General features: G+C 68.5%; 5 protein-coding genes and 1 tRNA gene. 5 read left to right on the forward strand and 1 reads right to left on the reverse strand.

Annotated features, from left to right (window positions below):
* Nucleotides 1-75: 75 nt before the first annotated feature.
* The 4 genes from ACREEF_RS15510 (at nucleotide 76) to ACREEF_RS15525 (ending at nucleotide 3,035) form a co-directional block, all read left to right on the forward strand.
* Nucleotides 76-1,296 (forward strand): DNA recombination protein RmuC, encoded by a 1,221-nt coding sequence (locus ACREEF_RS15510; protein WP_431566468.1) that lies wholly within the window; start codon nucleotides 76-78, stop codon nucleotides 1,294-1,296.
* Between the two features lie 121 nt (nucleotides 1,297-1,417).
* Entirely contained in the window at nucleotides 1,418-1,822 is a 405-nt protein-coding gene (locus ACREEF_RS15515) for a hypothetical protein (RefSeq protein ID WP_431566469.1), read from the forward strand.
* A 9-nt stretch (nucleotides 1,823-1,831) separates the two neighbouring features.
* Entirely contained in the window at nucleotides 1,832-2,029 is a 198-nt protein-coding gene (locus ACREEF_RS15520; protein WP_431566470.1) for a helix-turn-helix transcriptional regulator, read from the forward strand.
* A gap of 55 nt (nucleotides 2,030-2,084) precedes the next feature.
* Nucleotides 2,085-3,035 (forward strand): TraB/GumN family protein, encoded by a 951-nt coding sequence (locus ACREEF_RS15525; RefSeq protein WP_431566471.1) that lies wholly within the window; start codon nucleotides 2,085-2,087, stop codon nucleotides 3,033-3,035.
* A gap of 159 nt (nucleotides 3,036-3,194) precedes the next feature.
* On the opposite strand, the gene ACREEF_RS15530 is transcribed toward ACREEF_RS15525, so the two are convergent.
* Nucleotides 3,195-3,271: transfer RNA gene (locus tag ACREEF_RS15530), tRNA-Arg, on the reverse strand.
* Between the two features lie 234 nt (nucleotides 3,272-3,505).
* Between ACREEF_RS15530 and ACREEF_RS15535 the strand changes: the two genes are divergently transcribed.
* Nucleotides 3,506-4,609: gamma-glutamyltransferase (locus ACREEF_RS15535; protein WP_431566472.1), on the forward strand; the 1,104-nt coding region annotated here is incomplete at its 3' end.

Below are 4,609 nucleotides of genomic sequence, written 5' to 3' on the forward strand. Positions count from 1 at the left end.
CTCGTGCGCTCAAGCCCTCTCCCATCGGGAGAGGGGCGACTTTCAACGGCCCGCGACTCCGGCTAGGAACGGAGCATGAACACGCTCGAACTCATCCTGCTGGTCGTCGCCGTGGCCGCTGTCGCCGGCTTCTTCTGGGCCTTCATGGGCTGGCAGAAGGCCAAGGGGGCGCTGGACGCCGCCGACGCCCGGCTGGAGCTGATGGAGGAGAGCCGCGATTCCATGGCCGAGTTCCTCAAGGCCCAGGCCTCGCAGTCGGCCGAGGCCGTGGCGACCAAGCTGGTCGCCCGCGCCACCGAGAGCTTCCAGGCCCAGGACCGCGTCGCCCGCGAACGGATGGAGGCCCAGCTCAAGCCCGTCTCCGAGACTCTCGCCAAGTTCCAGGAGCACGTCGCCGCCCTGGAGAAGACCCGCGCCGAGGACACTGGCGGCCTGAAGGAGCAACTAGCCGCCCTGATGACCGCCTCGACCGCCACCCGCGACGAGGCGCGCCGCCTGACCGAGGCCCTGAAGGGCAATACCGGCCGCCGCGGCCGCTGGGGCGAGCAGACCTGCCGCAATGTGCTGGAGGCCGCCGGCATGGCGGGCCGCTTCGACTTCGAGGAGCAGAACTCCTCGGCCAACGACGAAGGCCGTCAGCAGCGCCCGGACTTCATCGTCAAACTGCCCGGCGGCGGCATGTTCGTCATCGACGCCAAGGTGTCGCTGGCCTTCGCCGACGCGGCGGACGGCGACGATGAAGCCCAGGCCCAGGCCATGTCGCTGCGCACCGCCGCCAGCATGAAGACCCACGTGCGCCAGCTGTCGTCCAAGGCCTATCAGGATCATTTCAAGCCCAGCCCCGATTTCGTCGCCATGTTCGTACCCGGCGACGCCTTCCTGGCCGCCGCCCTGGATCACGAGCCGGACCTGATGACCGACGCTATGGCTTCGCGCGTGGTCATCGTCACCCCCACCACCCTGTTCGCCCTGTGCAAGGCGGTCGCCTATGGCTGGCGTGCCGAGGAGCAGGCGCGCAACGCCGAGGACGTCGCCAGGCTGGGCAAGGAGCTTTACAAGCGGCTGTCGGTCATGGGCGGCCACGCCGCCTCGGTCGGTCGCGCGCTCGAAACTGCGGTCGGCAAATACAACCAGTTCGTCGGCTCGCTGGAGAGCCAGGTCATGGTCTCGGCGCGCCGCTTCGAGGACCTGCAGGTCGATCACGAGGGCAAGGACCTGCCCGAACTGCCCGCCGTCGAGCAGTCACCGCGCCCCCTCAGCCGCCCCGAACTGCTGAATGCTCCGGCGGCGGAGTAGGGTGCATTCGGGGTGATGACCTCGCTTGACCTGTGTTGGGGTGAATGTAAAACAGACTTGTCTGTCGGCAGTGAGAGCGCCCATGTCATCGAAGCCCATTAAGCCGTTAGGCGCATCCGCCATGATCGGCATGATTGTCGGTACGCTGGTTCTGGGGCTTCTGGGCGGCATGGGGTCGGTTTTCCTCTCAGAGCTTCCTGGTCAGGTCGGTCTGATCCTGACGGTCGTGGTCCTGTCTTTGCTCATGGCGGGGACGCTCTGGATTTGCGGCTGGTGGTGGCGGCGCCTGGATGAGGCCGCGCGCGAGGCTCATAAATGGTCGTGGTTCTGGGGCGGAACCTGCGGCATGGCCGTCGGTGCGATCGGCCTGCTGACGCTCTCGTTCCGGGGCGCAGAGATCGCACTTCCCGCATGGGTGGGGGAAACGCCGCACGACCTGCTGGTTTCGGGCATGACGGCGATCCTGACTTTCCAGCTCGCAGGCTATTTGATCGCCTGGGCCTGGTGGTGGCTGGCGCGGCGATAGGGGGCGAGCATGAACAACCGTCTCAAGGTGCTGCGCGCCGAACGCGACTGGAGCCAGGCGCACCTGGCCACCGAGCTCGGCGTCTCGCGCCAGACCGTCAATGCGCTGGAGACGGGGCGCTACGACCCTTCCCTGCCGCTGGCCTTCAAGATCGCGCGACTGTTCCAGCTGCCGATCGAGTCCATCTTCTCCGACGGCGAGGGCTGAAGTCGGCCCTCGCGGCCGCCTGATCCTCGTCCCGCCGTCCTGAAAAGGAGCCTCCATGACCTTCGCCCGTATCTGGACCCGATCGGTCTGCGCCCTCGCCGCCGGCGTCGCGGTTTCGGCCCTGTGGCTGGCGCCGTCGGCCCTGGCCCAGACGTCCGCCACCGCCGAGCTGGTCGCTGTGACGGCCGCGCCCAAGGGTTCCGGCCCAGGCCTGTGGGTGGTGAAGGACGAGGATTCCACCCTCTATCTGTTCGGCACGGTCCATGTGCTGAAGCCGGATACGCCGTGGGGCACGGCGCGCGTGGACAAGGCCTTCGCCAGCGCCGATGAATACTGGTTCGAGATCGCCGATCTGAATGACCAGTCCGGCGTCATGTCGCTGATCCAGGCCAAGGGGATTTCGCCCGATCGTCCCCTGTCCAGCCTGCTGACCGCCGAGGAAACGGCCGACCTCGACCGCGCCGCCCGGACCATCGGCTCCAGCGCGGCGCAACTGGACCCGCTGCGGCCCTGGCTGGCCAGCCTGCAACTGGCGCTCGCCTCGATTCAGAAGGCCGGCTATGTCGCGGCCAATGGCGGGGACCAGATCCTGCACGCCCGCGCCGCCGCTGCCGGCAAGCCGATCAAGGGCTTCGAGACCGCGTCCCAGCAGATCGGCTTCATCGCCGGTATGTCGGAGGAGGCCCAGCTGGCCATGCTGCGCTCCGGCCTCAAGGAATTCGATCAGGCCGACGCCTTCCTCGGCCGCATGGTGGGCGCCTGGTCCACCGGCGACGTCGACGAACTGGACGCGCTGATCGGTCAGGAGATGGCTACGGAATCGCCGGAAATGTACGCCGTCATGCTGACCCGCCGGAACGAGAACTGGGCGGATCAGATACAGACCCTGCTCGCCGGTTCGGGCACGGCCTTCATTTCGGTCGGCGCCGGCCACCTGGCCGGGACCGACAGTCTGCAGGCGCAGCTGGCGCGGCGCGGCGTCACGGTGACGCGGGTCGTCGACTAGTTCGGACGCGAGATGCTGACCGCCGCCTCGCCGTCCCTGCCGGCGGCGCGGCCGGCGCAAGCGTGCCTTCGGCCGAGGGCGCGAGGCTTTTGTTCAAATCGTGATGAAATCGCCTTCGCAAGGACGGCTCGCCGAACCCGTTGTTCGACAAAGAAGAAATGGCGCACCCGAAGAGATTCGAACTCCTGACCCCCAGATTCGTAGTCTGGTGCTCTATCCAGCTGAGCTACGGGTGCGCACTGCCTTGCGGGCAGGGCCGGGTATCTAGCGGGTGGGTCGGGGGCTGGCAAGCGGCTTTTCTGAAAATGCCGATAGAAAATGCAGGCTTGGACTCTGGGGCTTGGGACACTAGGCATGAACCTCTCCCTGAACCCCGCAGGAGTTGTTGCGTGCGCGCCTATTCCATCCCTTCGTCGAACCGTCGGCGCAAGATTTCGCTCATTCTGACCGGGGCTGCCGTCGGCGCATTTATGCTGGCGGGATGCGCCACGGCGCCGGTCGCCGATGCGACGCCGGTTGAATCGGCTGCGGCCGTGGCGGAAGCCCCCGCGCGCGGGCCCTTCGTGTCGGCGGCCAATCCGCTGGCGGTCGAGGCGGGGATGCGGGTGTTGGCGCGCGGCGGGTCGGCGGTGGACGCCGCCGTGGCCGTGCAGGCGGTGCTGGGCCTGGTCGAGCCGCAGTCGTCCGGTCTGGGCGGCGGCGCCTTCATGATGTTCTACGACGCCGAGAGCGCCGCGATCACCGTCTATGACGGGCGCGAGACGGCGCCCGCCTCGGCCACGCCGGAACTCTTCTATGAGAACGGGCGGCCGCTGCCCTTCGTCGATGCGGTGCTGAGCGGTCATTCGACCGGCGCGCCGGGCGTCGTGCCCATGCTGGCTCTGGCGCAGAAGCAGCACGGGGTCCTGGCCTGGTCCGATCTGTTCGGCGACGCCGAGACGCTGGCTCAGGACGGCTTTGTCGTCAGCCCGCGTCTGGCGGGGATGATCAGCAGCAATGCACCCCAGGCCAAGACCCGTTGGGCGACCGAGTATTTCACCAAACCGGACGGCACGCGCTACGTCGCCGGGGACGTGCTGAAGAACCCCGCCTATGCCGACACGGTGCGGCGCCTGGCGCGCGAGGGCGCGGCGGGTCTGCAACAGGGGCCGCTGGCTGAAGCCATCGCCGCCGCCGTGGCCGAGGGGCCGCGTCCGGGCGGGCTGACCACCGCCGACATCGCCGCCTATCGCCCCGTCGTGCGCGAGGCCGTCTGCGGTTCCTACAAGGTTTATGTCGTCTGCGTGCCGCCGCCGCCGTCCAGCGGGGCCTCGATCCTGCAGCTTCTGGCCATGGGCGAGCACACCCCCGATCTGGACAAGGGGGCGCTGAGCCCCGAGGCCTGGGCCGCCTTCGCCCAGCTGCAACGGCTGATGTACGCCGACCGCGAACGCTATTTCGGTGATCCGGCCTTTGTCTCGGTGCCGGTCGCGGGTCTGCTGGACCCGGCCTATGTGGCTGAGCGCGCGGCGCTGGCCCCCGCCTTGCGCGGCGCCGCCCCGTTCGGGACGCCGCCGGGCGCGCCGCGCGTCGGC

The sequence above is a fragment of the Brevundimonas sp. genome (genome assembly GCF_050729455.1).
Taxonomy (GTDB): Bacteria; Pseudomonadota; Alphaproteobacteria; order Caulobacterales; family Caulobacteraceae; genus Brevundimonas.